This is a genomic window from Vallicoccus soli (genome assembly GCF_003594885.1).
Lineage (GTDB): Bacteria > Actinomycetota > Actinomycetes > Motilibacterales > Motilibacteraceae > Vallicoccus > Vallicoccus soli.
In genome coordinates this window covers 110,519-135,400 of the sequence record NZ_QZEZ01000002.1, presented here as the reverse complement: position 1 = coordinate 135,400, position 24,882 = coordinate 110,519, and the positions used below count along the sequence as shown (strand labels likewise).

20 protein-coding genes, 2 pseudogenes and 1 riboswitch are annotated in these 24,882 nt (G+C 75.5%); of the genes and pseudogenes, 21 read left to right on the top strand and 1 reads right to left on the bottom strand.

What is annotated here, in order from left to right; all coding sequences use genetic code 11:
* Positions 1-104: 104 nt before the first annotated feature.
* The 3 genes and pseudogenes from D5H78_RS05820 to aspS all read left to right on the top strand — a co-directional run.
* Positions 105-828, top strand: a pseudogene (locus tag D5H78_RS05820) (MBL fold metallo-hydrolase); the annotation flags it as partial.
* Positions 773-2,038, top strand: coding sequence for a histidine--tRNA ligase (gene hisS, locus D5H78_RS05815; protein WP_119949502.1), 1,266 nt, complete (start codon positions 773-775; stop codon positions 2,036-2,038). The pseudogene D5H78_RS05820 and the gene hisS, both read left to right, overlap by 56 nt.
* The gene (gene aspS / locus D5H78_RS05810; RefSeq protein ID WP_119949501.1) at positions 2,035-3,774 is read left to right on the top strand and encodes an aspartate--tRNA ligase; all 1,740 of its coding nucleotides are present in this window, start codon (positions 2,035-2,037) and stop codon (positions 3,772-3,774) included. Before hisS ends, aspS begins: the two co-directional genes overlap by 4 nt.
* A gap of 171 nt (positions 3,775-3,945) precedes the next feature.
* Here aspS and D5H78_RS05805 read toward each other — a convergent pair whose 3' ends face one another.
* Positions 3,946-4,707 (bottom strand): GNAT family N-acetyltransferase, encoded by a 762-nt coding sequence (locus D5H78_RS05805; RefSeq protein ID WP_119949500.1) that lies wholly within the window; start codon positions 4,705-4,707, stop codon positions 3,946-3,948.
* A gap of 91 nt (positions 4,708-4,798) precedes the next feature.
* On the opposite strand from D5H78_RS05805, the gene D5H78_RS05800 reads away from it, so the two are divergent.
* The 18 genes and pseudogenes from D5H78_RS05800 to pilO all read left to right on the top strand — a co-directional run bounded on the left by D5H78_RS05800 (position 4,799) and on the right by pilO (position 24,882).
* Positions 4,799-6,172, top strand: a complete 1,374-nt coding sequence (locus tag D5H78_RS05800) for a replication-associated recombination protein A (RefSeq protein WP_245941605.1) — start codon at positions 4,799-4,801, stop codon at positions 6,170-6,172.
* 210 nt (positions 6,173-6,382) lie between these two features.
* The gene (locus D5H78_RS05795) at positions 6,383-6,832 is read left to right on the top strand and encodes a DUF948 domain-containing protein (protein WP_165865621.1); all 450 of its coding nucleotides are present in this window, start codon (positions 6,383-6,385) and stop codon (positions 6,830-6,832) included.
* Entirely contained in the window at positions 6,829-7,155 is a 327-nt protein-coding gene (locus tag D5H78_RS05790) for a hypothetical protein (protein WP_119949498.1), read from the top strand. The genes D5H78_RS05795 and D5H78_RS05790 overlap by 4 nt, the downstream gene beginning before the upstream one ends.
* Complete coding sequence (gene alaS / locus D5H78_RS05785) at positions 7,155-9,836, top strand: alanine--tRNA ligase (protein WP_119949497.1); 2,682 nt, start codon at positions 7,155-7,157, stop codon at positions 9,834-9,836. The genes D5H78_RS05790 and alaS overlap by 1 nt, the downstream gene beginning before the upstream one ends.
* Before the next feature lie 7 nt (positions 9,837-9,843).
* Positions 9,844-10,311, top strand: a pseudogene (ruvX, locus tag D5H78_RS05780) (Holliday junction resolvase RuvX); the annotation flags it as partial.
* A 113-nt stretch (positions 10,312-10,424) separates the two neighbouring features.
* Positions 10,425-11,519 carry an endolytic transglycosylase MltG gene (mltG, locus tag D5H78_RS05775; protein WP_119949495.1) on the top strand — a complete coding sequence of 365 codons (1,095 nt, stop codon included), beginning with the start codon at positions 10,425-10,427 and terminating at the stop codon, positions 11,517-11,519.
* Positions 11,516-12,340: a shikimate dehydrogenase gene (locus D5H78_RS05770; RefSeq protein ID WP_218566282.1), complete on the top strand. Its 825-nt coding sequence runs from the start codon at positions 11,516-11,518 to the stop codon at positions 12,338-12,340. Before mltG ends, D5H78_RS05770 begins: the two co-directional genes overlap by 4 nt.
* Before the next feature lie 88 nt (positions 12,341-12,428).
* The gene (locus tag D5H78_RS05765) at positions 12,429-14,090 is read left to right on the top strand and encodes a GspE/PulE family protein (RefSeq protein ID WP_119949493.1); all 1,662 of its coding nucleotides are present in this window, start codon (positions 12,429-12,431) and stop codon (positions 14,088-14,090) included.
* A 106-nt stretch (positions 14,091-14,196) separates the two neighbouring features.
* Positions 14,197-15,498: a type IV pilus twitching motility protein PilT gene (locus D5H78_RS05760; RefSeq protein ID WP_281268667.1), complete on the top strand. Its 1,302-nt coding sequence runs from the start codon at positions 14,197-14,199 to the stop codon at positions 15,496-15,498.
* Between the two features lie 10 nt (positions 15,499-15,508).
* A complete protein-coding gene (locus D5H78_RS05755) occupies positions 15,509-16,738 on the top strand; it encodes a type II secretion system F family protein (RefSeq protein WP_119949492.1) in 1,230 nt (409 codons plus the stop codon).
* A gap of 72 nt (positions 16,739-16,810) precedes the next feature.
* Positions 16,811-16,896: riboswitch (cyclic di-GMP riboswitch) on the top strand.
* Between the two features lie 68 nt (positions 16,897-16,964).
* The gene (locus D5H78_RS05750) at positions 16,965-17,405 is read left to right on the top strand and encodes a type IV pilin protein (RefSeq protein ID WP_119949491.1); all 441 of its coding nucleotides are present in this window, start codon (positions 16,965-16,967) and stop codon (positions 17,403-17,405) included.
* A gap of 115 nt (positions 17,406-17,520) precedes the next feature.
* On the top strand, positions 17,521-18,828 hold the full coding sequence (locus D5H78_RS05745; RefSeq protein ID WP_119949490.1) for a type IV pilus modification PilV family protein: 1,308 nt from the start codon (positions 17,521-17,523) through the stop codon (positions 18,826-18,828).
* Complete coding sequence (locus tag D5H78_RS05740) at positions 18,825-19,586, top strand: PulJ/GspJ family protein (RefSeq protein WP_119949489.1); 762 nt, start codon at positions 18,825-18,827, stop codon at positions 19,584-19,586. Before D5H78_RS05745 ends, D5H78_RS05740 begins: the two co-directional genes overlap by 4 nt.
* Positions 19,587-19,597: 11 nt before the next feature.
* Positions 19,598-21,400 (top strand): PulJ/GspJ family protein, encoded by a 1,803-nt coding sequence (locus D5H78_RS05735; RefSeq protein WP_119949488.1) that lies wholly within the window; start codon positions 19,598-19,600, stop codon positions 21,398-21,400.
* A 1-nt stretch (position 21,401) separates the two neighbouring features.
* Positions 21,402-22,181 (top strand): prepilin peptidase, encoded by a 780-nt coding sequence (locus D5H78_RS05730; RefSeq protein WP_119949487.1) that lies wholly within the window; start codon positions 21,402-21,404, stop codon positions 22,179-22,181.
* 100 nt (positions 22,182-22,281) lie between these two features.
* Positions 22,282-23,337 carry a type IV pilus assembly protein PilM gene (gene pilM, locus D5H78_RS05725; protein ID WP_119949486.1) on the top strand — a complete coding sequence of 352 codons (1,056 nt, stop codon included), beginning with the start codon at positions 22,282-22,284 and terminating at the stop codon, positions 23,335-23,337.
* Positions 23,334-24,191, top strand: coding sequence for a PilN domain-containing protein (locus D5H78_RS05720; RefSeq protein WP_119949485.1), 858 nt, complete (start codon positions 23,334-23,336; stop codon positions 24,189-24,191). The genes pilM and D5H78_RS05720 overlap by 4 nt, the downstream gene beginning before the upstream one ends.
* 1 nt (position 24,192) lies before the next feature.
* Positions 24,193-24,882 (top strand): type 4a pilus biogenesis protein PilO, encoded by a 690-nt coding sequence (gene pilO / locus D5H78_RS05715; RefSeq protein ID WP_119949484.1) that lies wholly within the window; start codon positions 24,193-24,195, stop codon positions 24,880-24,882.

The window sequence follows — 24,882 nt, the reverse complement described above, 5'->3', positions numbered from 1 at the left end:
CGCATCGGGGCGACAGTCTAGGCAGGAGGCGCGCTCGCTACGCTCGCACGAGCCAGAGGTCCGCCCGCCGGTCCCGCCGCCACCACAGGAAGCGCAGGTCGTCCGTGCTCGTCGCCGGGTTCCCCGCAGCCGCGTTCGGCACGAACTGCTACGTCGTGGCCCCGGCGCCGGGGGAGGAGTGCGTCGTCGTCGACCCGGGCGTCGACGTGGCGCCGCGGCTGGACGAGGTGCTGCGCGAGCACCGCCTGCGGCCGGTGGCCGTGCTGCTGACCCACGGCCACCTCGACCACACCTTCTCGGTGGCGCCCGTCTGCGGCGCCCGCGGCGTCCCGGCCTGGATCCACCCCGACGACGAGGAGCTGCTCGCCGACCCGCTCAAGGGCCTGTCGCGCGAGACGGCGGCCGCGCTCGGCCCGCGCCTGGAGTGGTCCGAGCCGGACGACGTGCGCACCCTCGAGGACGGGGCGGTGCTCGGGCTCGCGGGGCTCGAGGTCACCGTCGACCACGCCCCCGGCCACACCCGCGGCTCGGTGCTCCTCCGGCTCCCCGGTGCCGACGACCGGCCGCCCACCTGCCTCTCCGGCGACGTGCTGTTCGCGGGGAGCATCGGCCGTACCGACCTGCCCGGCGGCGACCACGCCGCGATGCTGCGCTCCCTGGAGGACAAGGTGCTCCCGCTGCCCGACGACGTCGTCGTGCTGCCCGGCCACGGCCCGGCGACGACCATCGGGCGCGAGCGCGCCACGAACCCGTACCTGCAGCGGGTGGCGCGGTGAGCACCTTCGCCGCCCCCAAGGGCACCTTCGACCTCCTGCCCCCGCGCGGGGAGGCGTTCCTCGCCGTCCGCGAGGCCATCGCCGCGCCGCTGCGCCGGGCCGGGTACGGCTACGTGGAGACCCCCGCCTTCGAGGAGACCGCGCTCTTCGCGCGCGGGGTCGGGGAGTCGACCGACATCGTCACGAAGGAGATGTACTCGTTCGAGACCCGCGGCGGCGACCAGGTCACGCTGCGGCCCGAGGGCACGGCCGGCGTGCTGCGCGCGGTCCTCGAGCACCACCTCGACAAGGGCGGTCTGCCCGTCAAGCTCTGGTACTCCGGCTCCTACTACCGCTACGAGCGGCCGCAGAAGGGCCGGTACCGGCACTTCAGCCAGGTCGGCGCCGAGGCGCTGGGCACCGAGGACCCGCTCGTCGACGCCGAGCTCGTGGTGCTGGCGATGGAGGCCTACCGCGCGCTGGGGCTCACCCGGGTGCGGCTGCTGCTGAACTCGCTGGGCAGCGCGCAGTCGCGCCCGGCGTACCGGGACGCGCTGCAGGCGCACCTCGCGACGGCGGACCTCGACCCCGAGACGCGCCGGCGCGCGGAGATCAACCCGCTGCGGGTGCTCGACGACAAGCGGCCGGAGCTGGCGGACCTCATCGCGAGCGCCCCGCTGCTGCAGGACTTCCTCAGCGCCGACGACCGCGCGCACCACGACGCCGTGCGCACCGCGCTCGCCGACGCGGGCGTGGAGTGGGAGGACGCGCCGCGCCTGGTCCGCGGCCTCGACTACTACACGCGCACGACGTTCGAGTTCGTCCACGACGGCCTCGGGGCGCAGTCGGCGGTCGGTGGCGGCGGCCGCTACGACGGGCTGGCCGAGTCCATCGGCGGCCCGCGCCTGCCGGGCGTGGGCTGGGCGCTCGGCGTCGACCGCACCGTGCTCGCCCTCGAGGCCGAGGGGCGTGCCCTGCCCGGTGCGACCCCGCTCGACCTGTTCGTCGTCCCGCTCGGGGAGGCCGCGCGACGGCGCTGCGCGGCCCTCGTGACCGGGCTGCGCCGGGCCGGGGTCGCGACCGACATGGCGTACGACGGGCGCGGGGTCAAGGGCGCCATGAAGGCGGCGGACCGCAGCGGGGCGGCGTACGCGGTCATCCTCGGCGACCGAGATCTCGAGGCGGGCGCCGCCCAGGTCAAGCACCTGGCCAGCGGCGAGCAGACCGCCGTGCCGCTCGACGACCTCGTACCGCACCTCGTGACGCTCCTGGAGAACCCGTGATCCGCACCCACCCCGCCGGCTCGCTGCGCGCCGAGCACGCCGGGCAGACCGTGACCCTCGCCGGATGGGTCGCCCGCCGCCGCGACCACGGCGGCGTCGCGTTCCTCGACCTGCGCGACGCCTCGGGGGTGGTGCAGGCCGTGCTCCACGACGCGGACGTCGCCGGCGACCTGCGCGCCGAGTACTGCGTCAAGGCCACCGGCACCGTCCGGCGCCGCCCCGAGGGCAACGAGAACGCCGCGATCCCGACCGGCGACGTCGAGGTCGAGGTGAGCGACCTGGAGGTGCTCGCCGAGGCGGCGCCGCTGCCGTTCCAGCTCGACGACCACCTCGAGGTCGGCGACGAGGTGCGCCTGCGCTACCGCTACCTGGACCTGCGCCGCAGCGGCCCGGCCCGGGCGCTGCGCATGCGCTCCTACGTCAGCCACGTCGCGCGCGAGGTGCTGCACGAGCGGGACTTCGTCGAGGTCGAGACGCCGACGCTCACCCGCTCCACGCCCGAGGGCGCCCGCGACTTCCTCGTGCCGGTGCGGCTCAAGCCGGGGTCCTGGTACGCCCTGCCGCAGTCGCCGCAGCTGTTCAAGCAGCTGCTCATGGTGGCCGGGATGGAGCGGTACTACCAGATCGCCCGCTGCTACCGCGACGAGGACTTCCGCGCCGACCGGCAGCCGGAGTTCACCCAGCTCGACATCGAGATGTCCTTCGTCGAGCAGGACGACGTCATCGAGGTCGGCGAGGCCGTGGTGCGCGCGCTGTGGCAGCGCGTCCTGGGCGTCGAGGTCGGTGACGTCCCGCGCATGACGTACGCCGAGGCCATGACCCGCTTCGGCAGCGACAAGCCCGACCTGCGCTTCGGCCTGGAGCTGGTGGACTGCACGGCGTACTTCGCCGAGACCCCGTTCCGCGTCTTCCGCAACGAGCACGTCGGGGCGGTCGTCATGCCGGGCGGGGCGTCGCAGACCCGCAAGGAGCTCGACGGCTGGCAGGACTGGGCCAAGGCGCGCGGGGCGCGCGGGCTCGCGTACGTCCTGGTGCAGGAGGACGGGACCCTCGGCGGACCGGTCGCGAAGAACCTGTCCGACGCCGAGCGCGAGGGGCTGGCCGCGCACGTGGGCGCCTCGCCCGGCGACGCGGTGTTCTTCGCCGCGGACAAGCGGTCCGCGGCGCTCGCGCTGCTCGGCGCCGCCCGGCTCGAGATCGCGCGGCGCCAGGACCTGATCGACCCCGAGCGGTGGGAGTTCCTCTGGGTCGTCGACGCCCCGATGTTCGAGGAGGACGGCGAGGGCGGCTGGACCGCGGTCCACCACCCCTTCACCTCCCCGAACGCCGAGTGGGCCGACCGGTTCCAGGACGACCCCGGGAACGCGCTTGCCTACGCGTACGACATCGTCTGCAACGGCAACGAGATCGGCGGCGGCTCGGTGCGTATCCACCGCGCCGAGATGCAGCAGCGGGTGTTCGACGTCCTCGGGATCTCGGAGGAGGAGGCGCAGGACAAGTTCGGCTTCCTGCTCGACGCGTTCCAGTACGGCCCCCCGCCGCACGCCGGCATCGCCTTCGGCTGGGACCGGATCTGCATGCTCCTCGCCGGCGCGGACTCGCTGCGCGAGGTGATCGCGTTCCCGAAGACCGGTGGCGGCTACGACCCGCTGACGGGGGCGCCGACCCCGATCACCGCGCAGCAGCGCAAGGAGGCCGGCATCGACGCCAGGCCCGAGGTGCCGGAGCAGGGCTGACCCGCGGGGTGGTGGCGCAGAGGGCGCCCCTGTCGTGCACCGAGCGCGAGAGGGGCGCCCTCTGCGCAGCCGGGCACGGCGGATCCGGAGGGGATCCGCAGAAGGCGCCCCCGTGGCGGCTAGATCGCCAGAAGGGCGCCTTCTGCGGTTCCCGGGGAACCGCGTGCGGGCTCAGCCGAAGCGGCCGCTGGTGAACAGGTGCGTGTCGCGGTAGCCGAGGCGCCGGTACATCGCCCGGGCGACGCCGTTGTCGGCGTACATGCCGAGCGTGACCCAGCCGTGCTCCGCCAGCAGGGCGCGGGTCACCCAGGCGGTGACGGCGGCGCCCCAGCCGTGGCCCCGTACGGTCGCCGCGGTCGCGATGGAGGCCAAGTGCGGTACGCCGCGCACGTGCTCGACCCAGGCGGCGGTCGCCGCGAGGCGCCCGTCGAGCCGCACCCCGCACCAGCGCACCACCCCGGGGCCGCCGGGGACGGCGGAGTGGCGGGGGCTGTCGGCGGCGAGCAGCGCGGCGACGTCGTCCTCGTCCCCGGCGCCGAGCCAGCGGACCTGCTCCTCACCGGCCCGGCGCGGCGGGGCGTCGTCGGTCCAGAACCAGTCCCAGTCGGTGGCGACGGGGACCTCCACGCCCGCGAGGAGGGGTACGGCCCCGCGCGGCAGCGTCGCGCCGTGCGGCGCGGCGGCGGTCCCGGCGGTCCGGGCGCGCACCGCCGCCGCGAGCCGCGCCGCGTCCGCTGGGTCGCCGACGGCGCTGAGCCACGGGACGTCGCGGCCGGGGCGGCGCCCGACCCAGCCGGCGGCGCGCCCGAGCGCCCAGCCGTCGACGAGGCGCTGCGGGTCGAGCTCCGCGCGGACGTACGCGTCCCCGCCGCTGCGGTCCAGCACGCCGGGGGCGTCGAGGCGGTCGAGGGCGGGATGGCGCAGGTCGGGCACCCGCCCATGGTGGCGCGGGGCCCGTGGTCGTCCGGGCGCGGGGAGGCGCTGCGGGCCGGGCCGGGTGCCCGCGCTGGCTAGGGTCGTGGGTGTGGAGGACGACCTGTTCGACGGTGCGCTGACGGTGCCGGACGCGCCGCCGCCCCCGCCTCCCGCCCCGACGGACGGGCCGGGGCGCCCGCCGCTCGCGGTGCGGATGCGCCCGCGGAGCCTCGACGAGGTGGTCGGCCAGGCGCACCTGCTGCACCCGGGCTCGCCGCTGCGGCGGCTCGTGGAGCCCACGGGCGGCCCCGCCGCGCCGACGAGCGTCGTGCTGTGGGGCCCGCCGGGCAGCGGGAAGACGACGATCGCGTACCTCGCCAGCTCCGCCACGGGCCGGCGCTTCGTCGAGCTCTCCGCGGTGACCGCCGGGGTCAAGGACGTGCGCCAGGTCGTCGACGGCGCCCGGCGCACCATCGCCGCCGGCGGCCCGGAGACGGTCCTCTTCGTCGACGAGGTCCACCGGTTCAGCAAGAGCCAGCAGGACGCGCTCCTGCCGGGCGTGGAGAACCGCTGGGTGACGCTCGTGGCGGCGACGACCGAGAACCCGTACTTCAGCGTGATCAGCCCCCTGCTCTCGCGCAGCCTCCTGCTCACGCTCGAGCCGCTCACGGAGGAGGACGTCCGGGGGCTGGTGCGCCGGGCGCTGGCCGACGAGCGGGGGCTCGGCGGGGCGGTCGAGCTCGCCCCCGAGGCCGAGGAGCACCTGCTGCGCATCGCCGGCGGCGATGCCCGCCGCGCGCTCACCGCGCTGGAGGCCGGGGCCGGGGCGGCGATCGCCCTGGGGCAGCCGGTGCTCGACGTCCCCACGCTCGAGCGGGCCGTCGACCGGGCCGCGGTGCGCTACGACAAGACCGGGGACCAGCACTACGACGTCGCCAGCGCCTTCATCAAGTCGATCCGCGGCTCCGACGTCGACGCGGCGCTGCACTACCTCGCGCGGATGGTCGAGGCGGGCGAGGACCCGCGGTTCATCGCCCGCCGCCTCGTCATCTCCGCGAGCGAGGACATCGGGCTCGCGGACCCGACGGCCCTGCAGGTGGCGGTGGCGGGGGCGCAGGCGGTGCAGCTCATCGGGATGCCGGAGGCGCGCATCAACCTCGCCCAGGTCGTCGTGCACCTCGCGCTCGCGCCGAAGTCCAACGCGGCGTACCTCGCGGTCGACGCGGCCATCGCCGACGTGCGCAAGGGCCTCGCGGGGCCCGTGCCGCCCCACCTGCGCGACAGCCACTACGCCGGCGCGGGCAAGCTCGACCACGGCACCGGCTACCGCTACGCGCACGACGCCCCCCACGGCATCGCATCGCAGCAGTACGCCCCCGACGCCGTCGACGGCCGCGACTACTACGCCCCGACCGCGTACGGCGCCGAGCGCGAGCTGCGCGAGCGGCTCGCCCGGGTGCGGCGGGTGCTGCGCGAGCGCTGAGCGGGCCGCGCAGCCATGAGGGGCACCCTCAGCGGCCCGGGCCCGCCGCGTGCGGCGCCGTGCACCGCCAGGCCGGCGTGCCCGTGCACGCCGTCGCACTCGCCCCGCCCGAGCGCCTCGGGGGTCCCCTCATGGCACCGCGATAAACTCGACGCTCCGCCCCGCGACCGCCGACCGGGGCCAGCCGCCCGAGGGGAAGTGCTCAGCCGCATGTCCGCAGGAGAGGTCGCCGGCCTCGTGGCCGCGCTGGCGCTCGTCGTGCTCGTGGCGCTGGTGGCCGTGCCGCTGCTGCGCCTGGCCCGCACGCTCGAGGACGCCCGGCGCGCGATCGCCCTCATCACCGACGAGGCGGTGCCCGCGCTGCGCGAGACGCGCGCGGCCGCGGCGTCGGTGCGGGCCGGGGCGGGACGGGCGGAGGGCATCGACGCCGACCTCGCCGAGGCGGCGCACAACGCGCAGGCGATCAGCTCCCTGGTGGCGAGCGCGGTGACCGGGCCCGCGGTGAAGGTGTCCGCGCTGGGCTACGGCGTGCGCCGGGCCCTGGAGCACCGGCGCGCCGCGTCGGCCCGGGGGCGGCGCGAGGAGACGCTGGCCCGGGTGCGGGCCCGCCGCGAGGAGCGGCTGCGGCGCGGGCAGGGCCGCGGGAGGGGGGCGGCGTGAGCCGGGTCTTCTGGCTGGCGATGGGCGTGACCGCCGGCGCCGTGGTCTCGCGCAAGATCACCCGCACCCTCGACGCGCTGTCCCCGCAGAGCGTGGCGGGCTCGCTCGCGGAGGGCCTGGCGATCCTCGGCGACGGGGTGCGCGACTTCGTCGACGACGTGCGCGACGGCATGGGCGAGCGCGAGCGCGTGCTGGCCGCCCAGCTGGGCCTGCCCGACGCCGAGGGCCGCCACCTGCTCTACCTCGCGCCGGGCGAGGCCCGACCCGCCCCCGGCACCACCGACGCGCGGGCCCTCGAGGGCCCCGAGACGCAGGAGCACTGATGCAGACCGCCGAGATCCGCCGCCGGTTCCTCCGGCACTTCGAGCGCCACGGCCACACCGTCGTGCCGTCGGCGCCGCTGCTGCTCGACGACCCCAACCTGCTCTTCGTCAACGCCGGCATGGTGCCGTTCAAGCCGTTCTTCCTCGGCCAGCAGACGCCGCCGTACCGGCGCGCGACGAGCGTGCAGAAGTGCGTGCGGACCCTCGACATCGACGAGGTCGGCAAGACGAGCCGGCACGGCTCGTTCTTCCAGATGAACGGCAACTTCTCGTTCGGCGACTACTTCAAGCGCGGCGCGATCGAGCTCGCGTGGTCGCTGTCCACGGGCAGCGTCGCCGAGGGCGGCTTCGGCCTCGACCCGGACCGGCTCTGGGCGACCGTCTACCACGACGACGACGAGGCCGCGGCCCTGTGGAAGGAGGTCACCGGCCTGCCCGACGAGCGGATCGTGCGCCGGGGCCTGGCGGACAACTACTGGCACATGGGCGTGGTCGGCCCGGGCGGCCCGTGCAGCGAGATCTACTACGACCGGGGTCCGCAGTACGGCCCCGAGGGCGGTCCCGAGGTCGACGAGGACCGCTACATGGAGTTCTGGAACCTCGTCTTCATGCAGTACGAGCTCTCCGCGGTCCGCTCGAAGGTGGACTTCGACGTCCGGGGGCCGCTGCCGCAGCCGAACATCGACACCGGCATGGGCCTGGAGCGCATCGCGTCGATCCTGCAGGGCGTCGACAACCTGTACGAGATCGACGAGGTCGCCCCCGTGCTGCGCCGCGCCGCCGAGCTGGCGGGCAAGCGGTACGGGCGCGAGCACGCCGACGACGTGCGGCTGCGGGTCGTCGCGGACCACGTGCGCACCGGGCTCATGCTCATCGGCGACGGCGTGGTGCCGGGCAACGAGGGCCGCGGGTACGTCCTGCGCCGCATCCTGCGCCGCGCGGTCCGCGCCATGCGCCTGCTCGGGGTGGACGCGGCGACGCTGCCCGAGCTGCTGCCGGTGAGCAAGGACGCGATGAGGGCGTCGTACCCGGAGCTCGAGCGCGACTTCGCCCGCATCTCCTCCCTGGCGTACGCCGAGGAGGAGTCGTTCCGCTCGACGCTGCGCGCGGGCACCACGATCCTCGACACCGCGGTGCGCGAGGCGAAGTCCGCCGGCGCGCCGCAGCTGTCGGGGCAGCGGGCGTTCCAGCTGCACGACACGTACGGCTTCCCCATCGACCTCACGCTGGAGATGGCGGCCGAGCAGGGTCTGCGGGTCGACGAGGCGGGCTTCCGCCGCCTCATGCAGGAGCAGCGCGAGCGGGCCAAGGCCGACGCCAAGGCGAAGCGGACCGGCCACGCCGACGTGTCGGCGTACCGCGAGGTGCAGGACGCCCTGGGCCGCCCGGTCGAGTTCACCGGGTACGACGAGGTGTCCGGCGAGGGCCGCGTGGCTGGCCTGCTCGTGGGGGGCGCCGCGGCCCCCGCGGCCGGCGCCGGGCAGGAGGTCGAGCTCGTCCTGGACCGCACGCCGTTCTACGCCGAGGGCGGCGGCCAGCTCGCCGACCAGGGCCGCATCACGCTCGGCGGCGGGGCCGTCGTCGAGGTGCTCGACGTGCAGCAGCCGGTGCAGGGCCTGCTGGTGCACCGCGCGCGGGTCGTCTCCGGCGAGGTGACCGCCGGCGAGGCGGTGCTCTCCGAGGTCGACCTGGCGCGCCGGCGGGCGATCAGCCGGGCGCACACCGCCACGCACATGGTCCACAAGGCGTTCCGCGAGGCGCTGGGGGAGACCGCGACGCAGGCGGGCTCGGAGAACCGGCCCGGCTCGTTCCGCTTCGACTTCTCCGCCGCCGGCGCGGTGCCGGCCAGCGTGCTCGGCGACGTCGAGGCGCGGGTCAACGCGCTGCTGGCCGACGACCTGCCGGTGCACGCGGAGGTCATGACGCAGGAGGAGGCCGTGCGCTCCGGCGCGATGGCGCTCTTCGGCGAGAAGTACGGCGACGAGGTGCGCGTGGTCTCGGTGGGGGACTGGGCGCGCGAGCTCTGCGGCGGCACCCACGCGCAGCGCTCCGGGCAGCTCGGCCTGGTCAAGCTGCTCGGCGAGGCGTCGATCGGCGCCGGGGTCCGTCGCGTCGAGGCGCTCGTCGGCACCGACGCGTACAGCTACCTCGCCCGCGAGCACGTGCTCGTGCAGCAGCTCACCGGCGCGCTCAAGGTGCGCCCGGAGGAGCTCCCCGAGCGGGTCTCCGCGCTCGTGGCGCAGCTGCGCGACGCGGAGAAGGAGATCGCGCAGATGCGCGCCGGCGCCCTGCTCCAGGCCGCGCCCGGGCTGGTCGAGGCCGCGAAGGACGTGTTCGGGGTGTCCGTGGTGACCCACCGCGCGCCCGACGGCACGTCGGCGGACGACGTGCGGCGCCTCGTGCTCGACGTGCGCGGGCGCTTCGCGGCGGACCGCCCGGTCGCGGTGGCGGTCGCGGCGAAGGCCGGCGAGCGGCCCGTCGTGGTCGTCGCGGTCAACGAGACCGGCCGCTCCTGGGGCGTCAAGGCCGGCCTGCTCGTGCGCGAGGCCGCGAAGGTCCTCGGCGGCGGGGGCGGCGGCAAGGACGACGTCGCGCAGGGCGGCGGGCAGGACGCGACGAGGATCGGCGACGCGCTGGCCGCGGTCGAGCACGCCGTCGGCCGCCAGGTCACCGGCGGGTGAGGCGGGCGTGAGGAGGGGCCGGCGCCTGGGCGTCGACGTGGGCACGGTGCGGGTCGGCGTGGCGCTCAGCGACCCCGACGGGCTCGTGGCCACCCCCGTGGAGACCGTCCCGCGCGGGTCCGGCGACGTGGCGCGCCTGGCCGCGCTCGTCGCGGAGCACGAGGCGCTCGAGGTGGTCGTCGGCCTGCCGCGGCACCTGCGCGGCGGCGAGGGCGCCTCGGCGGCCGACGCCCGCGGCTTCGCCGCGCGGCTGGCCGCGCGGGTGGCGCCGGTGCCGGTGCGCCTCGTCGACGAGCGGCTGTCCACGGTGAGCGCCGAGCGCTCGCTGCGCGCCTCGGGCGTCAGCGGCGCCCGGGGGCGGCGCGAGCGCAGGGGCGTGGTGGACCAGGCCGCGGCGGTCGTGGTGCTCCAGCTCGCCCTCGACACCGAGCGCGGCAGCGGACGGCTGCCGGGGAGCCCCGTACCGGTCCCCGTCACCGTGCCCGACGGCGTGCCCGACGGCGAGCGCGGTGCAGCGCAGGGTGACGGCGCGCCGGGGGCCGGCTCGCCGGACCGGGCGCGCACGACGGGTTCTGGCAGGCTGGAGGGATGAGCCAGCTCGGCCTCGACATGGACACCGAGGAGCGCCACCGCCGGCGCGAGCGCCACGGGCGCCGCGCGACGCTGGTCGCGCTGCTCCTGGTGCTCGCCCTGCTCGCCGCGATCGTGGTCGGCGGCTGGACGCTCTGGCAGCGGCTCACCGAGGGCCCGGAGGACTTCGCCGGCACCGGCACCGACCCGGTGCAGGTGCAGGTCGAGCCCGGCGACTCGGCCTCGGCGATCGGGCGCACGCTCGAGGAGGCCGGGGTCGTCGCCTCGCTGGGCGCGTTCCGCGACGCCGCGGAGGCCGACCCGCGCTCCAGCGGGCTGCAGCCGGGGTCGTACGCGCTGCGCAAGGGCATGAGCGCCGCCGCCGCGCTCGACCTCATGCTCGACCCGTCCGCGCGCGTGCAGGACGAGGTGACGGTCCCCGAGGGGCTGCGCGTCGGCGAGACCCTGCGGGTGCTCAGCGAGGGCACCGGCATCCCCGTGGCGGACTTCCGCGCGGCGCTGGAGCGGCCCGAGGCGCTGGGGCTGCCCGCGTGGGCCGGCGGGCGCGCCGAGGGGCTGCTGTTCCCGGCGACCTACACCGTCGACGCCGGGGCCACGGCGGCCGAGGTGCTCGCCCAGATGGTGCGCCGCTTCGGCCAGGCCGCCGAGGAGACCGGGATCGCCGGCAGCGGCGGGGCCAAGGCGCGCAACCTGCTGACCGTCGCGAGCATCGTGCAGGCCGAGGCGCCGCCGCAGTACATGCGCAAGGTCGCCCGCGTGGTCTACAACCGCCTGGCCGCGGGGCGCCCGCTGCAGCTGGACACCACGGTGGACTACGCCAACGGCAAGCGCGGGGTCACCACGACGCCGCAGGACCGGGCCAACCCGTCGCCGTACAACACGTACGCCAACGCCGGCCTGCCGCCGGGGCCGATCGCCTCGCCCGGCACCGAGGCCATGCGCGCGGCGGTCGACCCCGAGCCCGGGCCGTGGCTCTTCTTCGTGGCGGTCGACCCCGACACCGGCGAGACGCGGTTCGCCGTCACCGAGCAGGAGCACGCGGCCAACGTGGAGCTGTTCCGGCAGTGGCTGGCCCGGCGGGGCGACGGGTGAGGGCTGGCGTCCTCGGCTCGCCCGTCGCGCACTCGCTCTCACCGGTCCTGCACCGCGCCGCCTACGCGCAGCTCGGCCTCGACTGGTCCTACGACGCCCACGACGTGCCCGCGGGCGGCCTCGCGGGGTTCCTCGACGCGCTCGGCCCGGACTGGGCCGGCCTGTCGGTGACGATGCCGCTCAAGCGCGAGGCGCTCGACCTCGTCGACTGGGCGAGCCCGGGCGCGCGCGACGTCGAGGCGGTCAACACCGTCCTGCTCTCGCGCGGGCGGCGCCTGGGCAGCAACACCGACGTGCCGGGGATGCTCGCCGCCCTCGCCGAGGCCGGCACGACCTCCGCGGCGAGCGGCACCGTGCTCGGCGGCGGCGCCACGGCCCGCTCGGCCCTGGGGGCCCTGCGGGACCTCGGGGTCGCGCGGGCGACCGTGGTCGCCCGCCGCCCGGCGGCCGTGCAGGAGCTGGCCCCGACCGCCCGCCGCCTCGGGCTGGGGCTCGTGCCGGCGCCGTGGGACCCCGCGGCCCTCGGCGACGCGCTGGGGGCGGACGTCGTGGTGGCCGCCGTGCCCGGCGAGGCCGCCGCCGCGCTCGCCGCCGCCGTCCCGCCGCGGCCCGGCACCCTCCTCGACGTCGCGTACGACCCCTGGCCCACCAGCCTCGCCGCCGCCTGGGAGCGCGCGGGCGGGGCGGTGCGCGGCGGGCTCGACCTGCTCGTGCACCAGGCGGTGCTGCAGGTCGGCCTCATGACGGGCCGCGACGCGCCGGGGCGGCTGCTGCCGGTGATGCGCGCCGCCGCCGAGGAGGCGCTCGCGGCGCGCGCCTGACCCGTCCGGTCGCTCAAGGTCCCGCCGCGCGTGCCGATGCTGCCTGCAGGCGGGAGGTCCGCCGGGCGGTCGAGCGGAGGTGGAGCGGGTGCAGCAGCTGGGCGACGTCCTGCTGGCCGGCGGCCTCGTCACGCCCGACCAGCTCGAGGCGGCCAGCGGCGAGCAGGCCGGCGGGCGCACCCTCGGGCGCGTGCTCGTCGAGGAGGGCGTCCTCAGCGAGGCGCAGCTCGTCGCGGCCCTGGCCACCCAGATCGGCATGCCGTTCGTCGACCTGAGCGAGCACCCGGTCGACGGGTCGGCGATCGCCCGCGTGCCGGGGGCGCTGTGCCGCCGCTACGCCGCGATCCCCGTCGGCTTCGAGGACGGCCGGCTCGTGCTCGCCATGGCGGACCCGGCCAACGTCTTCGCGATGGACGACATGCGGGCCATGACCGGCCTCGACGTCAAGCCGGTCGTCGCCACCCGCCCCGACGTGCTCGCCGCCATCGACCGGTACTACCGCGCCGACTCCGACATGGACGACCTCACCAGCGCGCTCGACGCGCAGGAGGAGGAGCAGGACCTCTCGACGGTCAAGGAGATCGTCGAGGACGCGCCCATCGTCAAGTACGTCAACCTGCTCATCACCCAGGCCATCCAGGACCGCGCCTCGGACATCCACCTCGAGCCGGGGGAGCACGACCTGCGCGTGCGGTTCCGCATCGACGGCGTGCTCCACGAGGTCATGCGCTCGCCCCGCTCGATCCAGTCCGGCGTCATCAGCCGCCTCAAGATCATGGCGGACATCGACATCGCCGAGCGGCGCGTCCCCCAGGACGGGCGGCTCTCGGTCACCGCGCACGGGCAGAAGGTCGACCTGCGGGTGGCGACCCTGCCCACGGTGTGGGGCGAGAAGGTCGTCATGCGCATCCTCGACAACTCCACGGCGCGCCTCGACCTGGCCGACCTCGGCTTCAGCGACGGCAACTACGCGCGCTACGCGGAGAGCTTCACCAAGCCGTACGGGATGGTCCTCGTCACCGGACCCACGGGCTCGGGCAAGTCGACGACCCTCTACGCGACGATGAACATCGTCAGCCGGCCCGAGGTCAACGTGATCACCGTCGAGGACCCGGTCGAGTACCGGCTGCCCGGCATCAACCAGGTGCAGACGAACGCGAAGGCGGGGCTGACGTTCGCCTCGGCGCTGCGCAGCATCCTGCGCTCGGACCCCGACGTGGTGCTCATCGGCGAGATCCGCGACCACGAGACCGGGCAGATCGCGGTCGAGGCCGCGCTCACCGGCCACCTCGTGCTCTCCACGCTGCACACCAACGACGCGCCGTCGGCCATCACCCGGCTGACCGAGATGGGGATCGAGCCGTTCCTCGTGGGCTCCGCGCTCGACGCGGTGCTCGCCCAGCGCCTCGCCCGCCGGCTGTGCGGCAAGTGCAAGGAGGCGTACGTCCCCGAGCCCGCCCACCTGCTCGCGGCGCGCTTCCCGTGGCAGGACGGCGAGGACCTGCCGGAGCTGTTCCGCCCGGTGGGCTGCTCGGTGTGCGCGAAGACCGGCTACAAGGGCCGCCTCGCGCTGCACGAGGTCATGCGGGTGTCCGAGCAGGTGGAGCGCCTCGCGGTCCAGCGCGCCTCGGCCACCGAGATCGGCGCGGTGGCCCGCTCCGAGGGGATGCTGACGCTGCGCGAGGACGGGATGGCCAAGGTGGCCGCCGGCGTGACGAGCGTCGACGAGATCCTGCGCGTCGTCGTCTGAGGCCGTCCCACCGGTCCCGGGGCCTCAAGCGCCGTGCCGGCCCCGCCGATGCAGCCGGGGGAGGCCGCGGTCCGCGCGGCCCGGGCACAGGAAGGACCGCCGCGCCGTGACGCAGCCCCACGACGGGACCGACGCCGGCTGGGCGTACGCGCCGAGCGGCCCGGCCGTCCCCCTCGAGCCCGTCCAGGAGCCGTACGGGACCGCCTGGCTGCAGCCGGCGTACCAGCCGGTCGCCTTCGACCCGGCGCCGGACCCGGTGGCGGCGGCGGTGGCGCTGGAGGTCAGCGAGGCGGTCCACGACGCGTACGCCCGCAGCTCGACCGAGGCCGCGCCGGAGGAGGACGACGTCCACCTCGACACGCTGCTCGGGCACCTGCTCGCCGTCGGCGGCTCCGACCTGCACGTCACCGCCGGCGCCCCGCCGATGGTGCGCCTGCGCGGCGACCTGCTGCCGGTGGAGGGGTACGAGCGCCTGCTCCCGCAGGGCATCCAGCGCGCGCTCTACGCGCTCATGACCCAGCGCCAGCGGGAGAAGTTCGAGGAGTCCCTCGAGCTCGACTTCGCCTACGCCATCCCCGGCGTCGCCCGCTTCCGCGTGAACGTCTACCGCCAGCGCGACGCGATGGGCGCGGTGTTCCGCGTGATCCCCTTCGAGATCAAGCGGCTGGAGGACCTCGGCGTCCCGGAGGCGGTCGCCCAGTTCGCCCAGCTGGCCCGCGGCTTCGTGCTCGTGACCGGGCCCACGGGGTCGGGCAAGTCGACGACGCTCGCCTCGCTCGTGGACCTCGCGAACCGCACCCGGCGGGACCACATCATGACCGTCGAGGACCCCATCGAGTTCCTCCACCAGCACCAGTCGTGCATCGTCAACCAGCGCGAGGTGGGGGAGGACACCTGGTCCTTCGCCAGCGCCCTCAAGCACGTGCTGCGCCAGGACCCCGACATCATCCTCGTCGGCGAGCTCCGCGACCTCGAGACGATCTCGATCGCGCTCACCGCCGCCGAGACCGGCCACCTCGTCTTCGCGACGCTGCACACGCAGGACGCCGCGCAGACCATCGACCGCGTCATCGACGTCTTCCCCGCCAACCAGCAGGAGCAGGTGCGCGTGCAGCTCGCCGGCTCGCTGCAGGGGATCGTCTGCCAGACGCTCTGCAAGACCGCGGACCAGCGCGGGAGAGCGGTGGCCACCGAGGTGCTCGTCGCGACGCCGGCGATCCGGAACCTGGTGCGCGAGGGCAAGACGCACCAGATCTACTCGGCGATGCAGGCGGGCCAGCAGCACGGGATGCACACGATGGACCAGCACCTCGCGGAGCTCGTCCGCCAGGGCCGGATCACCTACGACACGGGGCTCGAGAAGTGCCACCACGTCGAGGACTTCAAGCGGCTCGCGGGCCGGGGCTGAGGGGCAGGGCATGGCAGCGACGCTGACGTTCCAGTACGCCGTCCGCGACAGGGCGGGCAAGGTCGTCAAGGGCACGCTCGAGGCGGACTCGCAGGCGGCCGTCGCGGCGCGTCTGCGGAGCATGGGCTACGCCCCGGTGAGCATCACGCAGGCGAGGTCGGGCGGGCTCAACCGCGAGATCACCCTGCCCTCCTTCGGCGCGAAGGTGAGCCTCAAGGACCTCGCGGTCTTCGCCCGGCAGTTCGCGACGATGGTCGACTCCGGGCTGTCCCTCCTGCGGGCGCTGTCGATCCTCGAGGAGCAGAGCCGCAACCCGCACCTGACGAAGGTGCTCGGGGAGGTCCGCACCGCCGTCCAGTCCGGGACGTCGCTGTCCGCCGCCCTCGCCAAGCACCCGCAGACCTTCCCCGTCATCATGATCAACATGGTGCGCGCCGGCGAGGTCGGCGGCTTCCTCGACGAGGTGCTGCTCCAGCTGGCGCAGGGCTACGAGGCCGACGTCAAGCTCATGGGCAAGATCAAGTCGGCGATGACGTACCCGGTCGTCGTCCTCGTCATGGCGGTGCTCGCGGTCATCGGCATGCTCGTCTTCATCGTCCCCGTGTTCGAGGGCATGTTCGCGAGCCTGGGCGGGAAGCTGCCTCCGCCCACCCTCGCCCTGGTCTTCCTCAGCCACCAGATGGCCTGGCTGGTGCCCCTGCTCGTCGTCCTGCTCGTCGCCGCGTCGGCGACGTGGGTGCGGGTGCGGCACCTCGAGCGGGTGCGCGACGTCGTCGACCCGCTCAAGCTGCGGGCACCCGTCTTCGGGACGCTGTTCCAGAAGATCGCGCTCTCGCGCTTCTGCCGGAACTTCGGCTCGATGCTCAAGGCCGGCGTGCCCATCCTGCAGGCGCTGGACATCGTCGCCGAGACGAGCGGGAACCGGGTCGTCGGCAGGGCGCTGCAGGACGTGCGGGCCAGCGTGGCGCAGGGCCAGCCGATGACCGCCCCGCTGGCGCAGCACGCCGTGTTCCCGCCCATGGTCGTGCAGATGCTCGCGGTCGGCGAGGACACCGGCGCGATCGACGTCATGCTCTTCAAGATCGGCGAGTTCTACGACCAGGAGGTCGAGGCCACCACGGAGAGCCTGACCGCCCTCATGGAGCCGCTCATCATCGCCCTGCTCGGCAGCATCGTCGGCGCCATGATCGTGGCGCTCTACATGCCGATCTTCAAGATCTTCGACCTCGTGCAGGGCTGAGGGCGAAAGAGGGTCCCCGTCGCTCAAGTCCCCGCGGGGACGGCCGATGGGGAAGGTGTCAGCAGACGCACCGGCAAGAAACGGCACCCCCGCCGCGAGGCGGGTCCGCAGAGCCAGGGGACCGCGCGACCAGGGTCGCGGTCAGCCCAGCTGCCTCAGCCGGCCCGTGAGGGCCGCGGAGGGACCGGCGGGGCGTCTCGGAACGGTCCCGAAAGGACGGACGCACATGCTCGCTCGCATCCGCAAGGCCCTCGAGGGCAAGGAGTCGGGCTTCACGCTCATCGAGCTCCTCGTCGTCGTCATCATCATCGGCATCCTCGCCGCCATCGCCATCCCGACCTTCCTCAACCAGCGCACCAAGGGCTGGGAGGCGTCCGCGAAGGCGGAGCTGCGCAACCTCGCGACCGCCGAGGAGTCCTTCGCCACGGACAGCGGCGGCACCTACTCGACGGACATCGCGACCGCCGGCGCCGGTCTGCGGGGCCAGGGCTACAACCCGAGCGCGAACGTGACCGTGCAGTTCGCCGCGACGCAGCCGTCCGGCGGCTACACCATCTGCGCCCGTCACAACAGCGGCGGCCTGAAGTACCGCATCTCCACCGAGGGCGCGAACGCGGGCTCGCCCACCGCGATCCCGGGCTCGACCGCTTCGACGGCCTGCGCCTGACGCGCAGCACCACAGCAGCACAGCAGGAGGGGCGGGCCCGGGGGGCCCGCCCCTCCTCGCGTCCCCAGGACCGGCAGCGCTCAAGGAGCGGGCCGGACCGGCCGATAGGAGCGGCATGGCAGGCACGGCAGGCGGGCGCGCGCGGCGCGGCGACGAGGGGTTCAGCCTCGTCGAGGTCCTCGTCGCGACGGTGCTCTTCGCCGCCCTCGGCGCCGCCGCGGCGAGCGTGCTCGTCAAGGGCCTCGCCGTGAGCGCGTCCGGCGAGGCGCGCACCGTCGCGGCGAACCTCGCCACCCAGCAGGTCGAGGCCGTCCGCGGGGCCCTCACGCCGGACCAGGTCGTCAGCGGCACCCGCACGGTCCAGCTCGCCGGGCGGACGTACACCGTCACCACGACGGCCGCCCTCGACACGGTGCGCTCGAAGGGCGTCAGCGCCTGCGACGGCACGACGGGGGCCGCGGCGCAGAAGCGCGTGACGGTCGTCGTCACCTGGCCCGACATGGGCGGCACGCAGCCGGTGCGCGAGGAGACGACCCTCGCCCTGCCGATCTCCGGCTCCACGGCGACGACCGGCGTGCTCACCGTCCCGGTGCAGGACCGCGCGGGCAAGGGCCTGGCCGGCCACACCGTGCAGCTCGCGCTCGCCGGCACCCCGGTCGCCTCCGCCGTCACCCAGCGGGACGGCTGCGCGGTCTTCCCCGCCCTCGCGCCCGGGACGACGTACCAGGCGAGCGTCACGACGGCCGGCTACGTCGGCGTCGACGGACGCGCGACGGCGTACGGCCCGCTCGGCCAGTCCGTGCAGAGGGCGACCGTGACCAAGGCGCAGCCGATCCGGTACGACCGCCCGGCCACCCTCGTCGTCGCCCTGTCCGGTGCGGCCGCGACGTACCCCCTCCCCGTCGCAGCGGGCGGGAGCGGCTTCGACCTCAGCAGCGCCGAGGCGGCGACGACGGCGACGGCCGTCGTGCCCTGCGGCTCGGCGCCCTGCGCGGCGCGCCAGCCCTCCACGGGCACGACCCCGAGCTCCTGGCGGGTCGACGGCCTCTTCCCCTTCGGCACCGGGTACGCCCTCTGGGGCACCCAGTGCTCGGTGCGCCCCGGCGGCCTGCCGGCCGTGGCGACCGCCCCCGGGCAGGTGTCGAGCGCGACGCTCGCCGGCTTCGGGGGCGTCTCGGCGACGCTCACCGACAGCGCCGGCGCCGCCCTGACCGGCCGCACGCTCTACGCCGTGCCCGTCGGCTCCACCTGCACCGCGCCCCTGCGGTTCCCGGACCCGACGTCGGCCTCCGCCACCAACGTGGCGCTGCCCGCCGGCACCTGGCGCATCGCCGCGGACCCGACGGCCTCCACGGCCGGCGCCCGGCAGGTCACCGTGACCGCGGGACAGGTCTCGCCCACGACGCTGGCGGTGACGCCGTGACCCGGCTGCGCCGGGCGCTGCGGCGCGACGAGGGCACCAGCCTCGTCGAGCTCCTCGTCGCCACGGTCCTCACCGCGCTGCTCGGCGCGGCGCTCGTGACGACCCTGCTGCAGGGGATGCGCACGACCCAGCTCTCGGACTCGCGCACCGCGAACGGGCAGGCCGTCCGGACCGTGCTCGAGGCGATGACGCAGGCCCTGCGCACCGCCGCGGACCCCTCGACCGCCCCGGGCGTGGACGCCTTCGTGGCGGCCGGCCCGACCGACGTCACCTTCTACGCGGCCCTCGGCAACCGCACGGGCGCCATCGGCGCCGACGTGCCGCCGAGCCGCGTCCGCTTCTGGTTCGCCCCGACCGGCAGCGGCCTCGGCGAGGTCCGCCAGACGGTCGTCCCGCCGGACCCCGGCTCGACGCTCACCGCGGCGACGTGGAGCGGGGCCGGCACGACCCGCGTGCTCGCGCGCTCGGTCGTGGCCCCGACCGCCGGCTGCCCCCTGTTCGTCTACCAGCGCCGCAGCGACGCGCCCACCGCCCCCTGCCCGGCGACCCGGCTCGCCGTGGACACGAGCACGAGCACGGTGCCGGTGGCGGCGGACGGCTCCGTCGCCGCCGCCAACCTGTCGCGGATCACCGCGGTGGAGGTCTGGGTGACCGTCCGCACCGACAGCCTCGGCGGCAGCGACCCGTCGAGCCCCCGTCGTGCGACGAGCACGGGGGTCGACCGCGTGACCCTGCTCAACGAGAACCTGACGACGTGAGGGGCCCCGGAGTGAGGACCGCCCGCCGCAGCGCCCGCGACGACGAGGGCTTCGCGCTGCTGTCCGTCATCGTCACGATGGCGCTGCTGACGCTCTTCGTGCTGGCGTCGGTCGCCTACGCCGCGAACGCCGTGCACGGGTCGCGGCGCGGGCAGGACTGGCACGCGGCGCTCGCGGCCGCGCAGACGGGCATGGACGACCTGCGCTCGCGGCTCAACGACTGCGACGGCTACTGGTCGGCGCCGTGCCCGGGCGGTCCCGACCAGTCCGACCTCACCACCGACTGGTCGAACCCGACGTGGCAGACGGTGCCGTCCGCGGCGGGGGAGACCGACCGGCAGTTCGCGTACGGCTTCGTCACCCTGCCGACCCAGGTCACCGGCCTCATCCGCATCCGGGCGATGGGCCGGGTCGTGCGCGGCGAGGGCAGCTACGGGCCCACCCGCACCTTGTCGGCCGACCTGCGCAAGCCGCAGTTCCTCAACTACGTGTACTACACCGACAAGGAGTCGCCGTCGCCGCGCACCATCGCGGCGCTGCGCCCGCCCCGCAAGGTGCGGCTCGACCCGACGTACTCGACGGGCGGGCGCACCTACACCGACATGGCCTACGCCGGCGTCACCAGCGCCGAGGCGGACAAGTGCGGCCGGTACTACTACTCGGTGCCGCCGGCGACCGGCGCGCGCAGCTCGAGCTACACGGAGTCGTTCACCTACTCCAACGCCACCCAGACCTCGGCGGTGACCACGACGAACGCCGGCGGCTGCGACATCCAGTTCGGCGGCGGCGACACCATCGACGGCCCGCTCTACAGCAAGGACGCGCTGCTCGTCAGCGGCAGCCCGCTGTTCAAGGGCGAGACCTCGACGTACTGGCAGACCTCCTACAGCCCCGCCGCGCCGGCCACGGCGCCGTACCGCAAGGCGACCACGAGCAGCGCGCCGTCGAGCGCCGGCCGGAGCATCGGCATCACCGACCGCAGCGTCGACCTGCCGCCGACCAACGTCGCCCTGCGCGACAAGGCCGACCCCGCCAAGACCTCCGGCGGCTGCCTCTACACCGGCCCCACGAGCATCGAGCTGCTGCCCGACGGGACGATGCGCGTGCTGAGCCCCATGACCACGGCCGCGACGCCGGCCTGCGGCGGCGACCTGCGCACCGAGCAGGTCGTGCCGCTGCCGAGCAACGGCGTCGTCTACGTGGACGCCGGGACCGGGGCGTGCCCCGCCGGCAAGGTCCTCGGCCGCTACCCCCTGGACGGCGAGGTCGTGCCCGCCGACGACTACGGCTGCACCGCCGGCGACGCGTACGTCAAGGGCACCCTGGACGGCCGCCTCACCATCGGCACCGCCGGCACCATCTACGCGGTCGGCAACATCCGGTACGAGGAGGGCACCAGCGGCGGCGACGTCCTCGGCCTCGTCGCCCAGGGCTACGTCAAGGTCTGGCACCCGGTGAGGTGCGACTTCGTGCCGGAGCCCGGCTACTACTGCCAGAAGGCCCGCAACGCCGACAACCGGTTCGACAACCTGCTGTCGCAGGCGGACTCGGTGGTCGAGGTCGACGCGGCCATCATCTCGGTCGACAACTCGTTCATCGTGCAGAACTACGACAAGGGCGAGCCGATCACCGGCAAGCTGCGCGTCGTCGGCGGCATCTACCAGCGCTACCGCGGCACGGTGGGCACCGGCCAGGGGACGACCGGCTACCTCAAGGACTACGTGTACGACACCCGCCTCAAGAGCCTGCCCCCGCCGTACTTCCTCGAGCCGACCAAGGCGCCGTGGGAGGTCGTCGGGTTCAGCGAGGACTGACGTGCTCGCCCCCACCGTCGCTGCAAGCGCTCTCCTCGGGCTGCTCGTCGGCTCGTTCCTCAACGTCGTCGTCCACCGCGTGCCCGCGGGGCTCTCGGTGGTCCATCCGCCGAGCGCCTGCCCCGGCTGCGACGCGCGGATCGCCGCGTACGACAACGTGCCGGTGCTCTCGTGGCTCGTGCTGCGGGGGCGCTGCCGCCGCTGCCGCACGGGCATCAGCGTGCGGTACCCGCTCGTCGAGCTCGGGACCGCGTGCCTGTTCGCGGTCGTGGCCTGGCGGCTGGGGGCGTCGTGGGAGCTGCCGGCGTACCTCTGGCTGGCCGGCGTCGCCGTGCCGCTCGCGCTCATCGACCTCGACGTGCGGCGGCTGCCGGACGCGATCGTCCTGCCGGCCTACCCGGTCAGCGCGGCCCTGCTCGCGCTGGCGTCCGAGGGGACGGGGGAGTGGGGCGCGCTGCTGCGCGCCGGGGCGGGCGGCCTGCTGCTCTTCGCGCTCTACCTCCTGCTGGCCGTGGCCCAGCCCGGGGGCATGGGCTTCGGCGACGTGAAGCTCGCGGGCGTGCTCGGCCTGCACCTCGGCTGGCTCGGCTGGGGGACGCTCGTGGTGGGCGGCTTCCTCGGCTTCCTGCTGGGCGGGGCGGTCGGCCTCGCCCTCATGGCGGCGGGGCGCGCCGGCCGGCGCAGCGCCATCCCCTTCGGCCCCAGCATGCTCGCGGGCGCGCTCCTGGCCGTCCTGTGCGGCGAGGCGCTCGCCGGCCTCTACGTCGACCTCCTGCTCTGAGCGCCCGGCCCCGGACGGCTCAAGGGCACCACCCGTACGGCCGATGGACGCAGGGAACGCGCCGCGGAGGACCGCGGCGCACCTGGCGGAGGGACGCGGAGTGGCTGTGCGATCGGCCGTGGGCCTGGACATCGGCACCTCGAGCGTGCGCGCCGCGCAGCTGTCCTTCGGCGGCGGCAGCGCCCGCCTCGACCGCTTCGGCCAGCTCGCGCTGCCCGACGGCGCCGTGCGCGACGGCGAGGTGGCCGACGCCGACGCGGTCGGCGAGGCGATCAAGCGCCTCTGGAGCCTGACCGGCTTCCGCAGCAAGCGCGTGCACGTCGGCGTCGCGAACTCCAAGGTCATCGTGCGGCAGGTCGACCTGCCCTGGCTGCCGCTCCACGAGCTGCGCGCCGCCCTGCCCTTCCAGGTGCAGGACGTGCTCCCCATGCCGGTGGAGAGCGCGCTGCTCGACTTCCACCCGCTCAGCGAGTCCGGCAGCGACGAGGGCCGTACGGTGACCGGCCTGCTCGTCGCCGCCTCGCGCGAGATGGTCAGCGGGGCGCTCGAGGCCGTCGAGCGCGGCGGCCTCACCCCCGTGGCCGTGGACCTCTCCTCCTTCGCCGTCCTGCGCTCCCTCGCCGAGCCGGACCACCTCGGGCTCGCGGCGGAGGCCGAGGCCCTGGTCGACGTCGGTGCCCGCGTGACGAACGTCGTCGTGCACCAGGGCGGGGTGCCGCGCTTCGTGCGCATCCTGCTCGCGGGCGGCCGCGACGTCACCGACGCGGTCGCGGATCGGATCGGCCTGCCGCACGCCGACGCCGAGGCGCTCAAGCACCAGGTCGGCAGCGACGCCCCGATCGGCGGCGTCGAGGCGACGACCGCCGTGGTGGTGGAGGGCTCGACCGCGTCCTTCGTCGACGACATCCGCGGCTCGCTCGGCTACTACGCCTCGACGGGCGGCGCCCCGGTGTCGCGGATCGTCCTCACCGGCGGAGGCTCGCGCCTGCACGGGCTCGCCCACCGCCTCGGCCTCGCCACCGGCCTGCCCGTCCAGACCGGTGCGCCCTTCTCCCGCCTCACCCTGGGCCGCACCGGCCTGACCGCCGAGCAGCTCGCCTTCGTCGAGCCGCTCGCGGTCGTGCCGGTCGGCCTCGCCCTCGGAGCCGCCGCATGAGCCGCACCCGCAGCACCGCCCCGGCCGAGGCCGGCGCGGGGACCGCCCTGCTCGCGACCGCCTCGCTCGCGGCCCTGCCGCGCGTCGACCTGCTCCCGCCCGAGGTGGCCGAGGGCCAGCGGTTCGCGCAGGTCCGGCTCGGCCTCGTCGGCGGCCTCGTCGCCACCGCCGCGGTCGTCGGCGGGCTGTACGCCCACGCCACGGCGCAGGTCGGCGACGCGCAGGCCGAGCTCGACGGGGTCCGGGCGCAGACCGTCGCGCTCACCGCCCAGAAGGCCGAGTACGCCGAGGTCCCCCTCGTCCTCGCCCAGGTCGACCAGGGCCGCGCGAAGCTCGCCGCCGCCCTCGGGCAGGAGGTGCGCTGGTCGTACCAGCTCAACTCCCTCGGCAACGAGCTCCCGCCGAGCGTCTGGGTCGACGAGGTCAGCGTCAGCGCCGCGGCGGTGCCGGTGGCCACGACGCCCACGGGAACCGCGGGCACCACGGGCACCACGGGCACGGGGACGACGACCACGGGGACGGCGCCCGCGACGGGCACGGCGGCGGCCGGCGCGGCGGCCCTGCCCGGCTGGACCGTCACCGTCACGGGCAAGGCCGAGCGGATGGAGGACGTCGCCGCCTGGCTCGACGTCGTGGCCCAGCGACCGGGCTGGAGCGGCGCCACCGTCTCGTCGGCGGCGCTCGAGGTCGAGGAGGGGCGCAAGACCACGACCTTCACCTCCACCGTCCAGGTCGGCGGGGAAGCGCTGTCCAAGCGGTACGCCCTCCCGGGCGCCGCGGCGCCGGCCGCGAGCCCGGCAGCCCCGGCCACCACGTCCGCCCCCACCACGACGACCGCGCAGGCAGGGCAGTGACATGACGCGCACCCAGAAGTGGTCCGCCGGCACCGCGGTGCTCGCGGTCCTCCTCCTGCTGGCCGGCTGGTTCCTCCTCGTGGCCCCGCAGCGGAGCACCGCCGCCGGGCTGCGGCTCGAGGCGGTGGCCGCGGAGCAGGCGAACCAGGGCCTGCTGACCGAGATCCACCAGCTCCAGGCCCAGAGCGCCGAGCTGCCCGCGAAGCGCGAGGTGCTGGAGGCGATCAGCCGCAAGCTCCCGGCCGACGTGCAGCTGCCGGCGCTCGTGCGCGCCCTGACCGGGGCCTCGGCCGCGGCGGGCGCCGAGCTGCAGGCGATGGCCCCGGGCGTGCCGCAGGCGCTGGCGCCCGCCGACGCCGCCGCCGTCGGCAGCGCCGCCGCCGCCACCGTGTCCGCCGTCCCCGTGACGCTCACGGCGGGCGGGGAGTTCGCGCAGCTCGACCGTTTCCTCTTCGAGCTCGAGCGGCTGGACCGGGCGTTCCTCGTCACCGGGCTCACCCTGCGGGGCGGTGACGGGGCCGAGGTCGCCACGACGAGCGCCACGGCCCTGGCCGGGCCGCTGACCCTCGAGGTGCAGGGCCAGGTCTTCGTCGACGCGGCGGCGGTGCCCACCGCGACGTCCGTCCCCGGCACGACCGCCACGACCCCCACCCCGACGACCGGCACGGCGCCCGCGCCGGCCGCCTCCTGA